The organism is Glutamicibacter sp. AGC46 (genome assembly GCF_053543715.1).
On record NZ_JBLVOJ010000025.1, the window covers coordinates 630540 to 649937 of the forward strand.

Sequence of the window (19398 nt, forward strand, 5' to 3'; positions counted from 1 at the left end):
CTTATCTACACGCCGTAAGGTGTCCCCACTGGCGCTTTATTCGCTGCGAAGAAATCCTTCAGTTCCGGATCTTCCCATTGGTGTGCACCGTAGAACTCGGTCAGTTGAACCACCAACTGCTTGGATTCTTCCAATTCTTCGGGTGCAACACGATTCAACTTGTCGATGTACCACCCCTTGGTGAACTTTTCCATGCGGCGCTTGCGGTATTCGCTAAGCAACCCTATGCGTTCCAGCCATTCAGCACGTGCGCTTTCCAACGGAATATATTTACGGTAGAACTTCGGCCCGAGGCTGTTCACCGTGGAATTCGCCACGGCAGCGAAGTACATATGGATTGGTTCGTTCAGCAACGAGATTTGCTTTGCGTAATAGAGCATCTGCTGGAAGAAGTACGAGTCTTGCCCGACTGCGCCGACAGGCTGTTCGATTCCCAAGGAACGCAACCACTGAGTATTAGCCACGAGTGCTTGGATGCTCATCGGCGTGAAATTAATCTTCCGCAGAACGGACTCATCGACCTCGTAGGTGTCTTCCGCTACTTCGTTCTGGATGATCTGCTTGCGCAGGATGCGAACATAGTTCACGAGTTTGCGACCCACGGCGTTGCGCGCCATATTGCCGATTGCAAACTCCGAATCATTCTCACGAGCTAGCTTGAGCAATTTGGCGTAACCGTCATTGAGGGCTTCATTGTCTGGGTCAAGGTAGGTAATCCACTCTGCTGACGCCATGGCCAGGCCATGGTTACGTGGACGAGAGGCGCTGCCTGAACCGCCGGTTTCAAAGAAGTGCGTGCGTACGTTTGGATAACGTGCAGCAAGGTTCTTGACTGTTTGAACGGTTGTCGGGTCCGTAGATCCATCATCGATGAGCAAGATTTCCATCTGTGCAAACAACGAGCTCCTGCGCAAGGACTCGAAGCACTTGAACTCCAGATGCTCGCCGTTGTTGAAGATAGGAATCACAACGCTGATCGCTGCTGGTTCTTGGCTAACGGTGAGTGACTCACGGCCGCGTTCCGCAACTTCGAAACCGTCTAGTCGGTAGGCATCGCCGTTAGCCGATGAAGTAGCACTAGCTGCCGTGAGCCAGCGCAATGCTCCATGTTCGGGCTCAGCAGCGTCAGTGAACGCATGATGCGTCTGGTAGGCATCGGCTTCTCCCGCCTTGAACACCACATCGCTTGCAACGTACTTTGTCGCATTCAATAAGTCCTGCAGGTAGTGCTGGCCATAGTCGAAACCATCTGCGATAGTGCAAGCCACATCGAAGCCTGCAACACGAGCTGCTTCTACCGAGGCAAAAACTTCTAGTTCTTCTCGGTACGACTGGCCGTCCACAAATTCTTGGGCCGTCGAGAGCGCTCCAACGACCGCAACCTTTGGTTTCGGCGCCCCTGCTTCAGCCAAGCCGCATACGCTCAACAGCTTACGAATGCGATCAAAGTTCACATGATGGGTGAACACGTTGCGTAAGCCAGCCATCTGGTTACGGTATTGGTGTTCAGGAGTCAGCGATTCGATGATGCTCTGGGTTTCCAGGGCGCCGTCTGGCATGAACACGTTCGGGAACTGATCGTTGACACCAGCACTGTAGTTGGATAGTACGCTGCAGCCCATTGCTTGAAGTTCTACAACGCGGTTCGCATACATGCTGGGGCTGCCAACCACGGAGTTCAGGTTAATCACCAGATCGCTGGTGCGATGAATCTGCAATAATTCATCGTGCTTGATCGCTGGCTCTACATAAGGAAGGTAACGCTCTGGAAACAGATACTTTTCATTGTCAAGAGACCAGTTCCGGTCTACGATGCGTAGGCGTTTACCTGATTCAATCACTCCGTCGAAGATCTGCAAAGCCGAGCGTCGTCGCTCATGATATTTATGGTTATGCCACGAACCGGCAAATACCACGTCATCAATACGGTTCTCTCGACTCCCTACCGGATTGTGGTGCAGGTGATCGACGCTGAATGATAATACTTCAATTGCCTTAGCTTCAGGACATGCTTTTTCGTAATCCGGGATCTTCTCCAGCGCACTGGTGAATATGTAATCGCATTTCTTAGCCGTGGACAGAAATACGTCGAAGTTCGGAGGGTCCTCTTTCGAGTAGAAGGCCACCGGAGTACCCGCATTCTGGAACAGCGGGATCAGTTCATTTTCGATAAGTTTGCGAATTCGGCTTCGCTGCTGTGACGCACCAACCCATTCGCCGGCAAGCCCACGCCAGCTCGTCGTCACTAATACCAAGTCCAGCTGACCGAGATGGTCACGAAAGTTCTTTGGAGTCAGCGGGATGAAATTGGCGGTTGAGACGAACGACTTATAGAGGAACTCATCGGCAATAATTCCAATTCTTGCACTGAAAGGAGCGTACCAACGTTGGCCGTTGGTTTCTTCACGGTTAATGATTCCCTTGTACTGTTCACTGAGGCCAGTGCTGATCGAATTAAAGTGAGCTCGGCGTTCAAAATAGTCTTCAGCATTTCTTGCGGGCTCCAGGAAAGGGTGCTCCCCCAGCAACGATCCTCGGAAATAGGCTGAATCCAGGTGCTTCGCAATTTCGAAACCCATGGGATACCCAAGAGGCGCTTCGAGCTGCCCGACCCGTGCTTCAATGGTATTGAGTCTCTTCTCAAGACTTGCTGCATCCATGGTTCTATTTCCCTGCTTTCTTGCGCCAGTACCAAAGTTGAAGCCGCCCCAGTTTGGAATTCTTCAACGCTTCGTAACGCTTCTGTAAATAGTTCAGCTCGGAATTGAGGCGGGAGATCTCCTTGCGATCCGCGGGACGCGCAACGATTTTCTTCTTGGCCGGCAGCTTGATTGACTGGCCGGCAGCTACCTGAGCGAGCTGGTCGTCGCGTTTATCAATGATCTTCAACAGCTTCACTTCTCGCTGATAGAGATCAATGAGTTCTTGCTTGAGCTGAGCGTTCTCAGCTTGATACTTCAACGGCAGAAAACTCGCGCGTTCACCCAGCGCTCTCAGATCTTGTCCATCCTGATGGGTCATTTAGTTACTTTCTCTTCAAGTTCTTCACATTGAATGGCCGGTAATAATGGAATATCCAAAGATCAGTGCCCCTCTTGAGCCATTACTTTCTCATGAGGATGCAAACCCACCTCACCCAACAGGCGCAAGTACACTTCGGCATTTGGGCTTCGATGGCCACTTCCCCATGCTTCTGTGATGGTCCGTGCTGTGATGCCTGGTAGATCTTCAATCTTCTCTAGGAAGGGTTGGCGATGTTCGCTCGAATGATGTGAATCCCCGTCGTTACGGATGAAGAGCACATCCACTTTTGAGTTGAGTGCCTTGTATCGTTCCGCAGCGTCCAACCGCTGACGAATGCGGGCGTCACTGAGACGACCATTCGGGAAGACTACATCCGTCGCCTTTTGCGCCAGACGAGCGTGGTAGGACGTGACACACGTCTGAGGATTGAAGGCAATCACTCTGCTCTCAGGTAGGAACGCGGCGACTTGGAGCGCAGCGAAACCACCTCCTGAACTTCCTGAGAGCACCACCCGATCCATTCCGAGAGCTTTCATGCGTTCTCCGACGAGCAATGCCATCTCTTCATGAAGGTCCTGTGTTTCTGTGCCGAGGAACCATGCCAAGCTCACGCCGGGGTCAAGATCTAGCGTTGGGTCTGCAAAAACCATCTGATTGATTCCCAATCCCGATAAGCTTTGACCTCGCTCGAACCGAGGAAGCGAGTACTTGCCGCGGTCCAATGCTCCATGGAAGGACACGTGCAAGGTATCGCCTTGGCCCGGGATGGTGGATATTGGCAGTGTCAGCCGGCCATACCGGTAACTCTGGATGCCCCGGTAGCCTGAGTCTTTCGCAATAGCGCTCCGCGATTCGTAACTCCGGACATTTCCATTGCGATTCGAAATTGGCTTCTTCTGGTCCCAAGAGATCAGCGGTGCACGCAATTTAGCCACGTCCATAAGTTCTTCAGGCAGCGACAAGTCCGTTCCGGCGAGATCAATCATTCCTGTCGCTAGCCCGGACCGATAGCCAGCATTAAGGCCAACACGTTTAATTTCGTCATAGGCCGCGTTCAGCGCCATCTGGCGTTCAGGAACCGTGCTAATACCTGGAATTAGAGGGTCAAAAAGATCCTCCGCGAACAGAGCTGATTTACCCGTTGTTTCAGAAACCGCCGAAAAGTAGTCATCGATTTTCTCTTCGCGGAAAGGGCGATCCGAAATCACTGCGCCCTTTTTCCCCAATAGAACGTATTCAGTGCCGACTCGCCCACGAATGGTGAACTCTTGGTATCCCGGGGCAACACGGCGCATTGTGCTCACTGTCCCTTCCGAGCTGGATCCCGCACCAATCACTGTGCGGAAGGTAAGTTGAGTCCCTTTTTGTACTGCACTGATAACGGTAGTTTCTTTGTTTTTACGCCAACCCGTACTGGTCCACCCGTTATATGGCTTCGTTTCGCCTTTTGCAGTTGTCAGCCTCGCGTTACGACCTACCCAATGCAACTGGCACTCGGCCTTGCCGTTACTGAGGACAGCAGAGGACTTTTCGAGAATGGTTGCAGTAGATTCATGAGCGTGCCAACGCTGCTCAATTTCGACTTCTTCCTTTGCCGATACGGCATCGATCACCAGCAAGTACTCGCCGCGCTTTGAGAAGATAACTCGGCGGGTCATCAAAATATCCTCATAGCCGGTGTCCCGAGTCACAGCTTCGAAATGACGCGCGGATTCGTCGGTTCGAAATAGAGTTACGTTAGCGGCGCGGTCGTATTTGCGCCCGTTAGCCACGAGCAAGTTGTGCCCTGGGCGATTGACGACGTAAGTGCGCATTGGGTGGCGTCCATACAAGTACTTCCCGGTATCAATGAGCCATGGAAAACCGTTCGCGAAGAAGGTAACGGAACTGCCATCGGCCTGCCCATGAATTTTGCGCTGCGCTCCAAAGCAAAGTGAAAAGAATGTCTCCTGCGCGAATTCTCGTTCAGTTTCACCCCATCCGCTGCGCCCATACACATAACCGCCGTTGTAGACCTTAATCAGATCACGCGGGGCGCTCCCCTTGGAGCCAGCTGTGCTGACGTACTGGGTGAATGGCGATTTGATCTTGGATGGTCCGCCACTGTCCATGTCGCCGATGCGAACGTAGCTACCGTCGGGTTGGGTGGCATGAGCAAGCGATTCTGGGGCTGCATCGAGAACTGCAGCCCACGCGGGCCGAGCTATCCCTTCGAGTTCAAGACGGCGAAGCGCTTCATGCCACCAGCGGTAGTTGGCTTCTTGATAAGAGATACTGCCTTCTTCATTTACGCCTTGGGCATCATATGATCCAGAAACCAGCTCGCCCATGCGTTGGATGGCAAGTTCAACCAAGGATGGCTCTTCGAGAATGCTTGCAGCGACGAATAGCGCCTGATGCTGGTGCAAAGCATGGTTACCGTGCCCGAGATTCTCTTCAATTGCCAGCCAGTGCATGTGTTGTTCCAGTGAATCAGAAAGCCACTTCGGAGGGTCGCTGTACATGTTCAGGCCAAAGGACAAGACGTAGGTGCGCAAAGCGTCACCCATATCGATCCACGCCCATTTGGTCCGAGTAGTCCCTGGAGGATTTGCAGCAATCCAAGACTGAACGTAGCGCTCCCACACCTGACGCGCATTCTCGTTGCCAGCCACGGCCTCACGGCGCAACGGATCGAGCCAACGCAATGAATGGTATTGGAACTGCCAGTTGTCATCCTTCAACGGATTTTCGAGCCAGGTTGGATCTTCAGGTAACTGCCATTCTGGGTGCGGCGACATCGTGAGCCGGCTGTCCAAAACCCGTTTGGCAAGGATTTTGTCCTTCGTAGTTCGCTCGTAACGGGCACCGAAGCTTTGACGCTTTGCGCACTCGAGATTCATGGCATTTCCTCCAGTTATTGCTGAACGAGCATTGCTCGCATCGCACTTTTCTGGATCCATGCTATTTGCTTTAGTTGGCCAAAAAGCCCATAAAGAAGCTAGTCAACCGGATGTTCTCACGTTGTTCACCCTCGGTTCACCCTCGGCTTCATCTGCTTGATTACTGGACTGGTCTGCGGATCAAGTACAGAATAAGTTCTCTGGTCAGTCAGCTACCCAAAGGAGGCTCATTCAACCAGCTGAAGTCCGCTCTTCGCATATTCAATATTGACAATCACCAATGGCCGCAGTTTATTGGTCCACACGACGAATGACATTTCGTGCTGGTTTCGCAATCTCTTCAAGGTGGTTGGCTAAAATCTGCTAATACCCACCCCCTACTTCTACTTGGATACAAGATCTGCGACTGACTGCTCCTATCGGATGTCAGTTTTGAATGGGAAGATCATTTCATGGGGGCAAAGGCATCGAACCGAACGATCGTGGTAGCGCATCCAGGTTCCGAAATGTATGGATCCGACAGAATGCTGCTGGAGGACGTCAAAGGCTTGTTGCGGGGAAATTGGAGGGTCACCGTCGGACTTCCTGCCGAGGGTCTACTGGCGTCGGCCTTGCGTGCGCAGGGTGCCAAAGTGGTGGTCTGCAATACGCCGGTGCTGCGCAAGTCAATCTTCACCCCGCGCGGGGCCGTAGGGTTTGCCAAAGACACTTTCCAAGGCGTGCGCCAGATGCATGCATTGCTCAAGAGCACCAAACCATCCGCTGTCCTGGTGAACACCACCATCATTCCCTTATGGGTCGCCTATGCCCGCCTGTCGGGGCACAAGGTTGCCCTGCACGTGCACGAGTCCGAATCCCATTCCCCCAAACCGATGCGCTTGGGCTTGTCCCTGCCCGGGACCTTCGCTCACAGGATCATCACCAACAGCCGCTTCACCAATACCGCGTACCTCCAGCACGTGCCTTGGGCGCAGAAGAACAGCCAAGTCATCTACAACGGCATCGCAGGTCCCCCGAATCCAGTGCCGGCTCGGCAGAAACTTAACGGCCCCTTGCGATTGCTCTACGTTGGACGGCTCTCTGAGCGAAAAGGGTTGCTGGTGCTGCTCGATGCCGTCACGATCCTGCAACAGCAAGGCGTGGACGTGTCGTTGAGCCTAGTCGGGGCCGTATTCGAAGGCTACGAATCCTTCGAACAGGCGCTCCAAGATCGCGTCAAGGCTCTGCCGCGACCCGAACTTGTAGAGTTCCTGGGATTCCAATCCGATGTTTGGCCCCATTATGAATCCGCGGATATCGCCGTTGTCCCCGCGCAGCTCGAAGAATCCTTCGGGAACACCGCGGTGGAAGCCGTACTCGCCGAACGTCCGGTCATTGCCTCGCGCATCGGCGGCTTGCAGGAAGCCGTGGAACCGTATTCCAGTGCGGTGCTCGTTGAACCAGGAAATCCCCAAGAGCTGGCGGCGGCCATCGAGACGATTCGCAGCGGGTGGGAGCAGTTCAGAGTTTCGGCGCAGCAGTCGGCGCTGAAGGCGCGAGAATTCCACGACCCCGAGCTCTTCGGACAGCGCATGGATTCCGCCTTGAAATCGCTTCTTGCCTCCGGATAGTCTTCAGTCCCATGCTGTGCCCAGGTTACTCCGATGCTTCCAGCTCCAGCGACACCTGTCGGAAGTCCACCCCATGCCCGGCCGGAATCAGGTTCAGCAGGTGCAGGTAGCCCGGCGCAACAGATTCGCCCAGCTCCGCGGCCAATGCCTCGCCACCGCATTCGGCCAGGATCCGCCCATCCGCCATCACCAGCTCGATCTGCGCCCATTCACCCCCAGAAGGCGCATTCCACATTGCCCTTCCCAGCTTGTGCGGAGTTTTCCCGCCTGCTCGCCAGAGCGATACTTCACCGTGGCTTTCGAGCTGGAGGTGGAATCCGTCTGTCTGCGATTCCTCGAATGCCCGGTAGGGCTCATCCGTTGGCAATCCGAAGGCCAGTCCGGCAATCTGGTTCCCGCTTCCCCGCTGCGGCCAGCGGATCTGGGCCTTCAAACGCCAATTGCCGGCCCCAGCCAAGGCCATTGATCCCAAGGCATAGGATGCCTTGCGGGAGCCGCCAAGCGTGAGAATGCCTTCTGCGGCCAAGATCTGCGGCTGCGCTTTCCAGGTGATCGCATCGGGCAGGTCACCCGCGGCCCGCAGGCCGCTGGTAAAGCCGTCTGCAACCGTCGGCACGGCTTGCGGTGAAGAAGTTACGTAGGGCAAGTTCGAGCACATCATCCCCCGTACGCCCTGCCGTGCCAGCCAGTCCCTCTGGCTTCTGCGGTGCACTTCCCAGCAGATCACAGGAAGCCCCGTGGCCACTGCTCGTTCAATGGTGCCCGGATCAGCCGACTCATGGATGCCTAGTGCATCGAACCCACCAGCAAGCTGTTCAATGCCGCCAAAATTCTCCGGGGCGAAGTAGCCCCAGGTCTTCATCCCGGCGGCCGATGCCAATTCGGCTCCGGTGCCGGTTGCCGGCTGCTTCCACACCGTCGATTCGATAGGAACCGGGGAAGCAGCAATCATCTCGATCAGCTCGGCGGCATGCTGTCCGCTCTTGTCCTCGATAAAGAGGACCGCCTGGTCCGCCAGTGCTTCCAGAACGGTTTCCAGGCGTGCCAAGGGCTCCAACGCAGCATTCGGTCCAAGCCATTGGCGAGCATCGTTGCGCAGTGCTTGGAGCTCGTCCCACGCGGTTTCGCTGATCAGCCGCGGGACTCCGCACAGGCGCTCCAGGCTGGCGTCATGGTGGCAAATGAAATGGCCGTCCTTGCTCCGGTGCACCGAGATCTCGATGGCTTGGGCGCCATGGGCCAGGGCTTGCCGGTAGGCATGCAGCGTATGCTCGGTCCAGTTATCCCCCGACCCGCGGTGGGCAATGTAGAAGAGATCTTGCCCGAGCAGGTCTGCCGCGCTGACCGCCTTGGGCGAGGCGCGCTTTGCCACTAATTCCCCTGAGCACCCGGCCAGCAGCAATGCGCCGGCAGCCAAGCCCAGGAACGTGCGGCGGCTGACCGCGAGCGGCCCTGCAGTTCCGGTTTCCATGATGCCCCCTCGGCAGCCCAGGCCCGCCAAGGCCTGGGCTCTGGCGGGTCTGGCATTGTGCGGATCCTTGCTAACCGATCACGGACAGGTTGTCGAAGGACGCGGTCACCGGTGCATTGGATGTCGAGCCGGAGAGATACAGGCGCAGGCCTATGCCTCCTGGAACTTGCAGCTCGCTGGTCGAGTCGCTGGCGTTGAGCTGCCAGTTGGCTGGCTCGCTGTCTGCGGCAGCCCAGATCTTTGCCGCCAGCTGCGTCGGGTTGGTTCCTGTCACCGACAGCTTCAAGTGGACCGCCTGGCCAGCCTGATAGCCGAAGGAGGACTGGTATTGCGTGGCCAGAACACTCTCCGCACCGCCCACGGCACGAATCAGCTGGATCTGGATGCCGCCCGAGGAAGTGAACTGGCTTTTGAGGTAGTACTGGCTCGCATTGCCCAGATACCTCGACGAGAAGGACACATAGGTTCCATTGCCGGTCGGCTGCTTATCCAGCTGCACCTGGACAGCGGCTTGCGTGGTGGTGCTGTCGACCACCGGCAGGTAGATCGCCGGCCCTGAACCGGGATTCAGGCCCAGAAGCTGGCCGACTCCCCCAGCGACGTTGGCGGTCGCCGCGGATCCGGTCCGCGTCCACGTGCCACCGGTATCGGCAGCGCCCCAATTGCCGGTGACATTGCGGCTAAAGGCGTCAACTGCCACCGGCCTTGGCGGTAGCGAGACCTTCACCGTTTCGGTGTGGCTATCCACCAAGCCGTCCGGATCACTGGCTTCCAGGGTTATCGTGTACTCATCTGGTTCGCTGTAGCTGAACGATTCAATGGCTGCGCCCTCCACCCAGTCGCTGCCGTTGCCGAAGGACCAGCGGTAGCTGAGCTCATCATTATCGGGATCAGAACTCTGCGAGGCATCAACGGTAACCTTCAGCCCGTCCACTTCAGTAATTTCGAAGGCCGCTTCCGGAGGCTGGTTGGGTTCGGGCGGCGGCAGGATGGTGACCTGCTTCGTGGCCGTATCCGTCCCGTTGGCATCATCGGTGACCGTCAGCTTCACCTGATAGGTCCCGGGTTCTGCGTAGCTATGCCCGGCGGTGATGCCTTCGGCGCTGTTTCCATCTCCGAAATCCCATCCATAGCTGGCGATGGTGCCGTCGGGATCCGTGGACTCCGATGCATCCACGGTGAGCTGCTGGCCCTGGATCTCATGGGTGAATTCAGCCGTCGGACTGGCATTGGCAGGTCGTCCGATTCCAGCCTGGTAGTGGTTCGCCACCGCGGCCGGGCTCAGCTGCTTGCCGTAGACCGCGACTTCGTCGACCCGTCCGGCGAAACCGCCAGTTGGCGCCGAGCTCCATCCGCTGACACGGTCATTGCCCACTCGCCAGAAGCCGTCGAGTTCCAATGCGGATTTGGTGCTTGCACGCGAGGCTACTTGCTGCCCGTCCACGTACAGGCGCATGCCATCTTCTCCCAGGCTTGAGACCACATGATGCCACCTGTTGTCGTTGTAGATCCCGGACGAGGTGATCACCCGGCGAGCGCCGCGTTCGGTCACGCCGAAGGACAACCGTCCCAGGGAATTCACATAGGTCAGCCGGTCATGGTCGGTCGAGTCCGCATTCTGTCCATTGCCATAGCCGATGAGCCGGCCACGCTGCAGGGGCGAGGCTTTGAACCACAGTTCGGTCGTGAACTCCTGCGGACGCTGCCAGCGAACCATGTCCTGCGCCCCGCTGCCGCCCAGGGACAGGCTGCGGCCATTTCCCCCGGCAATAGCTGATGAGGAATCGACTCCTGCATTTCCTGCGAGCTGCAGGTCTTCGCTTCCGGCGGCGTCAAGGGCAGTGGAGTTGTCAGCTGCTCCGAATGGCCAGTAGGCCTTGGGCTTGTCAGCTTTGATGACCTTTTCGTATGCGGTGGAGGCAACGGTGTCCTGCGCCACCGTGATGCTTTCGGTGGTGCTGCGTGCCTCCTTCCCCGTCGGGTCCACGGCGAAGATCCGGTAGCTGTGCGTGCTTCCCGGCTCCACGTCCTTGTCCACGAAGGACATGCCTTGGCGCATCCAGAAGGTCGAGTCGGCTTGGACCGTGTGGATGGGCGCGTTATTCGCCCCGTCACGGATCACCTTGTAGGCCAGGGTCTCGTTGTCCATGTCCGAGGCTGCCTGCCAGCGGATGCGCACTTCGCCTGCAGTGGTGGAGCTCAGGGTCGGAACGAAGTCCTCGCCGCTTGGCAGCGGTCCCCTGTCATTGGGCGCCAGGCTGCGGATAGCGAAGCGGACCAGTCCCTGCTGGTTCTTGTAGTTCACCCGCTGGAATTCACCACCATAGACAATGTATTCGTCATTGCCTGTGACACTCCATGGTCCTTGGCTCTGCCCGGTATAGGTGCCGGTGCTCAACGCCGGGAACCAGGTCTGCAGCCGCGGATGCGGCAGTCCTTCGAAGTTGGTATATCCGTGGATTTCACGGTCAATTGTCCCTGCTGTTTCCTTGCTGAAGGCCATGGCGCGGTTGTACTGCCAGTTGGGTTCCTGGGCGAATCCGCCGATGTTTCCGCAATAGTGCGGATGGCCGGCAAGGTAGAGCAGGTCTCCGGTGGCGTGCACGGAGTAGGTATCCCCGTGGCAGTCCTCTACCCAGCGTGTTTCGAGGTCTGCCCATTTGATGGCCACCACGCCTTCCAGGGTGGTCGCTCGACCGAACGTGTAGCCGCTGGCGTAGAAAGTGTCCTGATCTGTGGCAATGGACGTGATGGAACCAGTTTCCCCGCCATTGCGGACATGCGAGGCTGCCGGATATGGGTACTTCCCGCTGGTCTCGGTGCTCACGACGGCCAGGCCGTTGGCAAAGTCGCTGGTCGAGTTCACCTGCGTGAATTTGCCGCCCAAGGCCAGCTTTGTCCCATCGGGCGACAGCGACATGGACTCGACGTGCCCTCCTGCGACCACGGGCCTGAACGACAGGAGGGCCGCGTCGCTGGCACGCAACGCAGCCGCTTGCTCACGCCAGGCTTCGCCAATGCGGAAGAACGAACCGCCCAGGTACACCGTGGTGTTCGTGGCGACAATGCTGCGCACGGAATTTGAAGGCTGCGGGTCGAATTCCTCGATGCGTTCTCCGGTCACCGGGTTCAGTGCCGCAATGCGCGAAGCGCTTTGCCCGTCCAAGGTGGTGAAGTCGCCGCCAGCGTAGAGCCGGCTGCCGTCCGGCGAGGCAGCAAGAGTGAGTACCTGGGCATTGAATTCCGGAGTGAAGCTGTTGAGCAGTTCTCCGGTTCGAATGTCGTAGGCGAGGATGTTCTTGCGTGTTGCGGTTTGCGTCCCGGCCGCAGCACCTGCAGGACGCGCGGTAGCGAAGCTTCCTCCTGCATATACCGTGTTGCCAATGACCACTTGACTCCAGACCACGCCATCGATCTGGACGGTCGGGAGGGCATCGGCGGTGACGGTCGCAGGGGTGAGCGGGTCTGACGGATCCGCGGGCACACTATCTGCAAGTGCCTGCGGCGGCGTGGCTAATGCGGCGGCCGCGATCAGCGCGGTTGCAGCAATCATGGTCATGGCCCATCGGGCGATGGCCGGGGCGGATCTGCGGATCATGGCGATACCTCACCTGCGAGCTGTTGGATTTTCTTGGTTGCGCCAGTTTCGAATTCAAGGGTCACGTCAGACGCTGATTCCGTTTGGGCGCTGAATAGATAGGTGGCAGTAGCCTGCTTGCCTGCCGCCAGTTGTGGAGGAAGTACGGTGCTGCGTGTGTCGGTGAGCACGGCCGCCGGTTCCCTGCCGTCCCCGTAGAACAAGCGCACTTGGGCCTCGCCCAAGTCCAGCGCGGTGACTCCGTCGTTGGATAACTCGATTTCAACCAGTGTCGCGGCCCCGGCGATTTGCCCGATGCCTTCTGCTTCGGACTGGGTTTGCTCGATGCGCTTGATCCGCATCTGCGCATGCGGGCCCGCCTGGACTTCTTCAGCAAGGTCCACTGCCTTGGCTGTGGCAGGCGGCTTGCCAGCCGCTTGGGCATCCGGCGCCACTTTCTGCGCATCCTTGTCCTTTTTCCATGTGGACTTCTCTGCTTTCTCGGCAGGAGAAGCTGAATCCTCGGATTTTTCAGCGGCCTTGCCCGCCTTGGTGGAGGGCGCCGCCAAGGCTGATTCGTGCAGCTGCTGATCGATAGTCGCCAATGTAGTTTCGGCTGGTTCCCCAGGCATGGCCGCTTGCGGCGAAGCCTGGGGTTCTACCGTGCAGGAAACCAGGGCGATTCCCAGCAAGAGCAGCATCGGAACGATGCGCATCTTGGCTGGGACATGGCCGCAGGCCGGAGGTTCTGCTGCTTGTGCGCGTTGCATGATCTGTCTGGTTCTGCGCTCAGGCCCGCTGGACCTGGATAGATGGCGAGCTTAGTTGCCCTAAGGCCACTCTGAGCTTGGTGCTGGAAGTATGCACGGTGTAGGGGAAGTACTCGACTCTCACCCCGACGGTTGCAAAGAGCTCTTCTAGTCCTTTTCCTTCGCGGGTTCCCTTCCAGTCATCTCCCTTGAAGAACACATCGAATCTGACATCCTCCCACGTCAGTAATCGGTTCGGATGAAAATCGAGAACCGCCTCATCCACGAAGCCTATCGAGGAGACGATATCCAGTCGTTCGCTTTCCGGTATCACCGGCCGTTTCCCCTTGGTTTGGAGCAGCCTTTCATCACTGACCACACCGGCAATCAGATAGTCGCATCTGGACTTGGCTTGCCTGAGAATATTCAGGTGCCCGACGTGGAACAGGTCGAAAGCACCTGCGGCGTACCCAGTGATCATTATTTTCCCCAATTTCTCATGAACCAGTTGCTGATTCGATTCCCCATAGCATCCGGGCCATCCCCATGGCCTGGACGCTTTACTGTTTCCCAGAATTCTCGTGCCAGCCTCAGGCGCGGCGGCGGCCAATTTCCGCAGACGGTTCTGCGTCAAATTCCACCGAAGGCTCTCCGGCACCGGCCAAATCCAAGCACAGCTTTTCGTAGGCCCGGGCAACATCCTCCCAGTCATAGTCCATAGCGCGCTTTCGTGCGAGCTGGGCGCGTTGGCGAACGGCATCGTCCTTTGATTCGGTGCGGTCGAAGAGCCTGGACGCGGATTGCGGGTCATTGAAGTATTCGCCGGCTGCCTGGGCCACTTCGCGGTTGAAGTTCACGTCATAGGCGTTGATCGCCGTACCGGCACCCAACGCCCTGAGCAATGATGGGTTGGTACCGCCGACCGAATGGCCATGCCAATAGGCAAGTGCATGGGCATAGAGCTCATCTAGCAGCTGCTGGTCCCATACCCCGCCTAGGAAGCGGACTTGTTCCGTGGCCGCGGCATGAACCTGCTGAGTGTATTGCTCGGCATAGGGCGCCGAACCGACGACCACCAGCGGGAGCCTGGCCTGCGACTGGCTGTAGCCACGGACAATCATCTCCACGTGGTTCTCCGGCTCGAAGCGGGCCACTACCAGATGGAACTTTCCGGATTCCAAGCCGAGCTCAGCCAATTTCACTGCAGCAGCCTCGGGAATTTGCGGTGCCCCATAGGTGATGAGCCTCGTTGCCCGCGAGAATTTCGCCGCGTAGTAGTTGGCGATACCCAGGGCATCGGCAATCAATTCCCTGCTCCACCAGACGCAGAGGCGCTCGCATAGCCGGTAGTACTTCTGGCCAATAGGTCCCCACTTGGCCCGTTTCCATTCCAGCCCATCCACGTGCGTGGCGACGGGAATCCTTCCCAAACGCAGCAGCGGGAGCAGCGGGGCATTGGCCGCGTTGAAGACAATCGCCGCATCGGGCCGGTTGAAGAGGGCATGGATCACCGACAGTGCAGTATGGCTCAGCGTCTCGAGGCTCCTTCGCCTCATGGCAGGCAAATGCACCAGCTTCATGCCCTGGTATTCGCGCATGCGCTCGTCTTTGGCAGTGCCACGGCAATATACGGTCACCTCGTGCCCTTGATCGGCCAGGCGGCGCCCTACCTCTTCAATAGCGGTCTCGAAACCGCCATAGCGTGCAGGTACTCCCCTGGTGCCAATCAAGGCGATGCGCAGCTTGGCGCGCGAGTCATGGTGCTCGGTGCGTTGCATTCTGTTCCCCCAAATTTAAACAGCAGAATCAACGTTCGCTTGCTTGCCGCACCAGCGTCGATCCCCAAAATCAACGGCGAGTTCCGGAACATGCCGCAAGCATGCGTTTCTCATCTACCGAGCATATGTGTCGTGCCGTTGCGGCACACGAGTGCACCCGTACTTGCGTTACCCGCGAATTACTTGCTCGGGGGTACTTGGAATACTCACTGGCCACTGGGGAAGTTTCCTCGTCAACCTCGAAGTCCAGGGATCGAGAGAGAAACATCACGATTGAATAACGGTTCATTCCATGCCACCATTTACAGCAGGGCCCGCGTGACCCTTAAACCATCGTCTATATTGAATGAGCAGGGCCTGTTTTGCTGGGGAGCACGGGTTAAGCTCCGAGGATCCTTTGCAGAACCTTTCCCCCAAGAACCTCTTGCCCCTAGGTCCGGATACATCCGGCCAATCTTCCCAGCGGCCGCGCCTGATCGCGGCATTGGCCTTAGCCGCCGCGTGCGGCATCGTCGCCACCTCCTTGAACCCGGTGCCCGTGGCCGCTTCGACCACATTGGTCGCCGATGCCATGAACCGCACAGTTGGCTCCGGCTGGGGCTCTGCTTCAAGTGGAATCCCCTACCTAGCCAACAGTCCAAGCCGTTTCGCCGTAGATGGTTCCCAGGGTGAAATTACCTTGGTCCCCGGCAAGCTCAGCCATGCCACCGCCGCCATCAACGCTGCCGACATGCAGGCCGGCGTCGATATTTCCTTCGACTCGCTGCCCAGCACGGGTTCGTCCTATGCGCACCTAGGTGCCCGAAGTACCGCAGATGGCCAATACACCGCTTCGCTTCGGCTGCAAAGCACTGGCAATCTGTCCCTGGAAATTTCACGGACCGTCAGCGGTAAAAAGATCGTGCTCGATTCTCGGCAGATCAGCGCAGCGGCTCGCCCGGGGACTGCGTACCATCTTGACTTCGCCGTCGCCGGAAGCGGCACCGCGTCGCTCAAGGCCCGCGCCTTCGCAGCTGGCAGCGGAACCCCCGAATGGCAACTGGAATCGGAAGATGCATCCACAGCGCTGGCCTCGGCCGAAGGCAGCTTGCGCATAGGCGGTTACCTTTCGGCCAGCGCCGCCGGCAACTCCGGTCTGCACGTTGATAATCTGGTGGCGCGTTCAGCTACCGAACCGGCGATGCAGGCCCCGGAACCGGCACCTGCCCCATCGCCTTCCCCAACTCCCGAACCTGCACCTGAGGCCGAAGGAACCGTTCCCCACTCCGAAGAGGTCAGCGTTGGCGAGCAGGCACCGCAGGCGGGAACCCTGGGCGCCATCCCTTCAACAGCACTTTATGTTTCGGCATCCGGAAATGATGCCTCCGGCGGTACCGCCTCAGCGCCACTGCGCACCCTGTCCAAGGCCATTTCCAAAGCCTCCAGCGGACAGACCATCGTGGTGCGTGGTGGCAGCTACCATGAGTCGGTAGTGATCCCCGCAGGCAAGAGCCTCAAGCTGCGCGAATACCCGGGAGAGACCGTCTGGCTCGATGGTTCCAAGGCAATCACGGGCTTCTCCGCCGCGAGCAATGGATGGGTGAAATCCGGCTGGGACTACGATTTCGATACCAGCCCGACCTACACCCGGGGAGCCACAGACAATACGGCTGAAGCATGGGGCTTCATCAATTCCAGCTATCCCATGGCAGCCCACCCCGACCAGGTATGGATCAACGGGACCAAGCAGACCCAGGTATCCTCGGTTGCCAAGCTCAAACCGGGTGCATTCTATGTGGACCGCGCCAACAACAAGCTGCACCTCGGCACCGACCCAACCGGAAAGTCCGTGCGCGCTTCTACGCTGGTCAAGGCCCTGAGCATCCGCAGCGGCAATTCCAGCGTTTCGGGTATCAATGTGCGCAAGTTCGCTCCTTCGGTGCCCGACATGGGTGCGGTCACCGCGGAGAAGCCGGGCATCACTGTGCAGAACCTGACCATCGAGGATACGGCAACCACGGGTTTGAACGTCAGCGCTGTGAAGAACACCGTGAGCAACGTGAAGATCCAGCGCAGCGGCATGCTGGGCATGAACGCCGTGTACGCTGACGGACTGGTCGTCAACAAACTGGCCTCCACAGGCAATAACCACGAGCGGTTCAACACTTCGCCTGTCTCCGGCGGGCTGAAGATCGGACGCACCCGGGGCGTGACGGTGAAGGATTCCAAGCTCAACAGCAACTACGGTCCGGGACTATGGCTGGATGAATCCGTCTACGATTCCAAGATCCTGAATAATGACCTGATCTCCAATACCGGGCACGGACTGTCGCTGGAGATCTCCGCAAAAGCAGTGGTTGCCAACAACCGCATCACCAAGAATTCCGGATTCGCCTTCAAACTGAACAACACCAGCGATGTGAAGATCTGGAACAACACCATCAGCGGCAAGAACCGGGTGCTGAACATCGTGCAGGATGCGCGCCGCGCAGCGAACAAGTCCGCCCCCGGGCACGATCCGCGCCAGCCATTCCCTGACACCACCATGACCTGGATCAATAAGAACATTGTCGCGAAGAACAACGTGTTCTCCAATACCGGCGGTGGCAACGCAATTCTTGCCGTCGAGGACTACTCGGGCAGCTACACGGCGGAACAGATGAAGATCTCCCTGGCGTCCAATGCCTATCACCGCATCAACTCCACGAATCCGAAGTGGTCCTCCGTCTGGTCCAAAGGCGCTGGAAACCCCGCGGTGTTCACCACCTTGCCCGCCTTCGCCAAGTCCACCGGACAAGAGCTGAATTCCTTTGAACTCACCTCCAGCACGGTGCTGAGCAGTACCAATAATCCGACTACCAGCGTTACGGGCAAGAACAGCCAAGCTACCGCATTGCCTAGCGATATTGCCTCCCTGATAGGACAGGCTCCCGCTTCCAAGCGCATCGGCAGCTACCCGCGCTAGGCTCCGGGCCACCCCGTCAGTACAAGCAACGGATCCCGGCTCGGCATTGTGCCCAGCCGGGATCCGGTGCATTCGGGTTCAGTTGCCCATCGCCACCGGCGGATCCGGCGGCTGCTTGCGCTGCAGGGGTGCAGCGTGTTCCCAGTCCAAGGCCGCACGGCTGCTGGCGGGCTCCAGCATCAGGGCGAACACCAGGAAAATCAGGAATAGCGCACCGGCATCTACCAGCCCGTTTTCCATGACGCTGCGGATGATCACGAATGCCAGCAGCGGGAACAGCAAGCTGCGCAACCTGCTTGAACGCAATGCGGCGAAAACCGTCAGCAGAACCCAGAAAGCCACAAGCAGCGTTCCGATGATTCCAGTTTGCGCCAGCAAGGAAATCCACGAAGAATCGAAAACCTGCTCGTCCCAGTACTGCCCTTCGACAGCAATGGTCTTCTGGCTCAATCCCGCACCGATCCATCTCTGCCATGAATCATTGGGCAGGTTCAGCACGACCGACCAGCTGATAGTCCGGGAGTTCAACGTCATCACCGAGGCACTGTCCTCGCGAGCCATCAGATTCTGCAAAACCGGAGTCAGGAACGCAAGGTAGAACAACAGCGGAAGGGCCGCCAGCGCCGCCACGATGGTCTGCAACGGGATTCGGCGGAGCATCAGCAGCATGCCAGCTGCCGTGCAAGCAGCCGCGATGAGAGCGGTGCGCGACTCGGAGAGCAGAAGGATGGAGCTGAGCAACACCAGCATCCCCACGTGCCACCACCGCACGTGCGCGCGCAGCGATTGGTGGAAAAGAACCAGTGCCGGGATGCCGGAAAGCAAGGCAATCTCATTGGGGCTCAGCGGAGGGATGCCGCCTGTCAAGCGCCCGCCTCCGCCCAGCGCCAGCCCGGTCCCCGCGCTGATGATGCCCACCGCGGCCAAACCGACGCACATGGCCAGCAGCACCTGGTGGGCCGGGAAAACCCGCATGATGAACAGCACTGTCGCTGCCAGCATCGCCACGCGGATCGCGATGATGGCCGAGGCCATGACATTGCCTTCTGCCATCGCCCCGATCACGCTCAGGGCCAGAACCGGAGCGAGCAGCGCTATACTGCGCACGCCTACCGGCTGGCGGGCCCCACTCCACATCCACAGCAGGATCGCCCAGCACAGCACGGCGCCTTGCAGCAGCGCCTTGAGCACGACCACGAGGTCCAGTCCGCCGGTGAACAGCGTTCCCTGGCGCCAGGCAACCACGCTGAAGACCATCAGGATCCACAGCAGGTTCAACTGCCACAGACGCGGAACCCGGTAGCGCCGTGGCACCGGAATCTGCTCCGCCGGCGTCCAGGACGCGCTGACGGCCGGAGGCATG

The 19398-nt window shown here is 58.3% G+C and carries 11 protein-coding genes; 2 read left to right on the forward strand and 9 right to left on the reverse strand.

Translation table 11 applies throughout. The annotated features are described in order from the left end of the window. Positions 1-5: 5 nt before the first annotated feature. The 3 genes from ACNPM8_RS17880 to ACNPM8_RS17890 form a co-directional block, all read right to left on the reverse strand. Positions 6-2660 carry a glycosyltransferase gene (locus ACNPM8_RS17880; RefSeq protein ID WP_448940362.1) on the reverse strand — a complete coding sequence of 885 codons (2655 nt, stop codon included), beginning with the start codon at positions 2658-2660 and terminating at the stop codon, positions 6-8. 4 nt (positions 2661-2664) lie between these two features. Then, positions 2665-3021 (reverse strand): hypothetical protein, encoded by a 357-nt coding sequence (locus tag ACNPM8_RS17885; RefSeq protein ID WP_448940363.1) that lies wholly within the window; start codon positions 3019-3021, stop codon positions 2665-2667. A gap of 62 nt (positions 3022-3083) precedes the next feature. Beyond that, the gene (locus ACNPM8_RS17890; protein ID WP_448940364.1) at positions 3084-5966 is read right to left on the reverse strand and encodes a heparinase II/III domain-containing protein; all 2883 of its coding nucleotides are present in this window, start codon (positions 5964-5966) and stop codon (positions 3084-3086) included. A gap of 464 nt (positions 5967-6430) precedes the next feature. On the opposite strand from ACNPM8_RS17890, the gene ACNPM8_RS17895 reads away from it, so the two are divergent. Continuing rightward, a complete protein-coding gene (locus ACNPM8_RS17895) occupies positions 6431-7516 on the forward strand; it encodes a glycosyltransferase family 4 protein (RefSeq protein ID WP_448940365.1) in 1086 nt (361 codons plus the stop codon). 25 nt (positions 7517-7541) lie between these two features. On the opposite strand, the gene ACNPM8_RS17900 is transcribed toward ACNPM8_RS17895, so the two are convergent. The 5 genes from ACNPM8_RS17900 to ACNPM8_RS17920 all read right to left on the reverse strand — a co-directional run bounded on the left by ACNPM8_RS17900 (position 7542) and on the right by ACNPM8_RS17920 (position 15091). Beyond that, complete coding sequence (locus tag ACNPM8_RS17900; protein ID WP_448940366.1) at positions 7542-8987, reverse strand: glycerophosphodiester phosphodiesterase; 1446 nt, start codon at positions 8985-8987, stop codon at positions 7542-7544. Positions 8988-9057: 70 nt separating this feature from the next. Beyond that, on the reverse strand, positions 9058-12585 hold the full coding sequence (locus ACNPM8_RS17905) for a PKD domain-containing protein (RefSeq protein ID WP_448940367.1): 3528 nt from the start codon (positions 12583-12585) through the stop codon (positions 9058-9060). After that, positions 12582-13334: a hypothetical protein gene (locus ACNPM8_RS17910; RefSeq protein WP_400290968.1), complete on the reverse strand. Its 753-nt coding sequence runs from the start codon at positions 13332-13334 to the stop codon at positions 12582-12584. Before ACNPM8_RS17910 ends, ACNPM8_RS17905 begins: the two co-directional genes overlap by 4 nt. 19 nt (positions 13335-13353) lie before the next feature. Further along, the gene (locus tag ACNPM8_RS17915; RefSeq protein ID WP_105658121.1) at positions 13354-13794 is read right to left on the reverse strand and encodes an adenylyltransferase/cytidyltransferase family protein; all 441 of its coding nucleotides are present in this window, start codon (positions 13792-13794) and stop codon (positions 13354-13356) included. Between the two features lie 109 nt (positions 13795-13903). Then, positions 13904-15091 carry a DUF1972 domain-containing protein gene (locus ACNPM8_RS17920; RefSeq protein ID WP_448940368.1) on the reverse strand — a complete coding sequence of 396 codons (1188 nt, stop codon included), beginning with the start codon at positions 15089-15091 and terminating at the stop codon, positions 13904-13906. Positions 15092-15488: 397 nt separating this feature from the next. On the opposite strand from ACNPM8_RS17920, the gene ACNPM8_RS17925 reads away from it, so the two are divergent. Next, complete coding sequence (locus ACNPM8_RS17925) at positions 15489-18035, forward strand: right-handed parallel beta-helix repeat-containing protein (RefSeq protein ID WP_448940369.1); 2547 nt, start codon at positions 15489-15491, stop codon at positions 18033-18035. A 78-nt stretch (positions 18036-18113) separates the two neighbouring features. On the opposite strand, the gene ACNPM8_RS17930 is transcribed toward ACNPM8_RS17925, so the two are convergent. Beyond that, the gene (locus tag ACNPM8_RS17930) at positions 18114-19397 is read right to left on the reverse strand and encodes an O-antigen ligase family protein (protein ID WP_448940370.1); all 1284 of its coding nucleotides are present in this window, start codon (positions 19395-19397) and stop codon (positions 18114-18116) included. Position 19398 lies beyond the last annotated feature (1 nt).

What these genes read in the sequence shown, in the direction of transcription:
- ACNPM8_RS17920 (WP_448940368.1), bottom strand. Translation starts at nt 15,091, where the DNA reads ATGCAACGCACCGAGCACCATGACTCGCGCGCCAAGCTGCGCATCGCC.
- ACNPM8_RS17905 (WP_448940367.1), bottom strand. Translation starts at nt 12,585, where the DNA reads ATGATCCGCAGATCCGCCCCGGCCATCGCCCGATGGGCCATGACCATG.
- ACNPM8_RS17915 (WP_105658121.1), bottom strand. Translation starts at nt 13,794, where the DNA reads ATGATCACTGGGTACGCCGCAGGTGCTTTCGACCTGTTCCACGTCGGG.
- ACNPM8_RS17930 (WP_448940370.1), bottom strand. Translation starts at nt 19,397, where the DNA reads ATGCCTCCGGCCGTCAGCGCGTCCTGGACGCCGGCGGAGCAGATTCCG.
- ACNPM8_RS17885 (WP_448940363.1), bottom strand. Translation starts at nt 3,021, where the DNA reads ATGACCCATCAGGATGGACAAGATCTGAGAGCGCTGGGTGAACGCGCG.
- ACNPM8_RS17900 (WP_448940366.1), bottom strand. Translation starts at nt 8,987, where the DNA reads ATGGAAACCGGAACTGCAGGGCCGCTCGCGGTCAGCCGCCGCACGTTC.
- ACNPM8_RS17895 (WP_448940365.1), top strand. Translation starts at nt 6,431, where the DNA reads ATGCTGCTGGAGGACGTCAAAGGCTTGTTGCGGGGAAATTGGAGGGTC.
- ACNPM8_RS17880 (WP_448940362.1), bottom strand. Translation starts at nt 2,660, where the DNA reads ATGGATGCAGCAAGTCTTGAGAAGAGACTCAATACCATTGAAGCACGG.
- ACNPM8_RS17910 (WP_400290968.1), bottom strand. Translation starts at nt 13,334, where the DNA reads ATGCAACGCGCACAAGCAGCAGAACCTCCGGCCTGCGGCCATGTCCCA.
- ACNPM8_RS17890 (WP_448940364.1), bottom strand. Translation starts at nt 5,966, where the DNA reads ATGGATCCAGAAAAGTGCGATGCGAGCAATGCTCGTTCAGCAATAACT.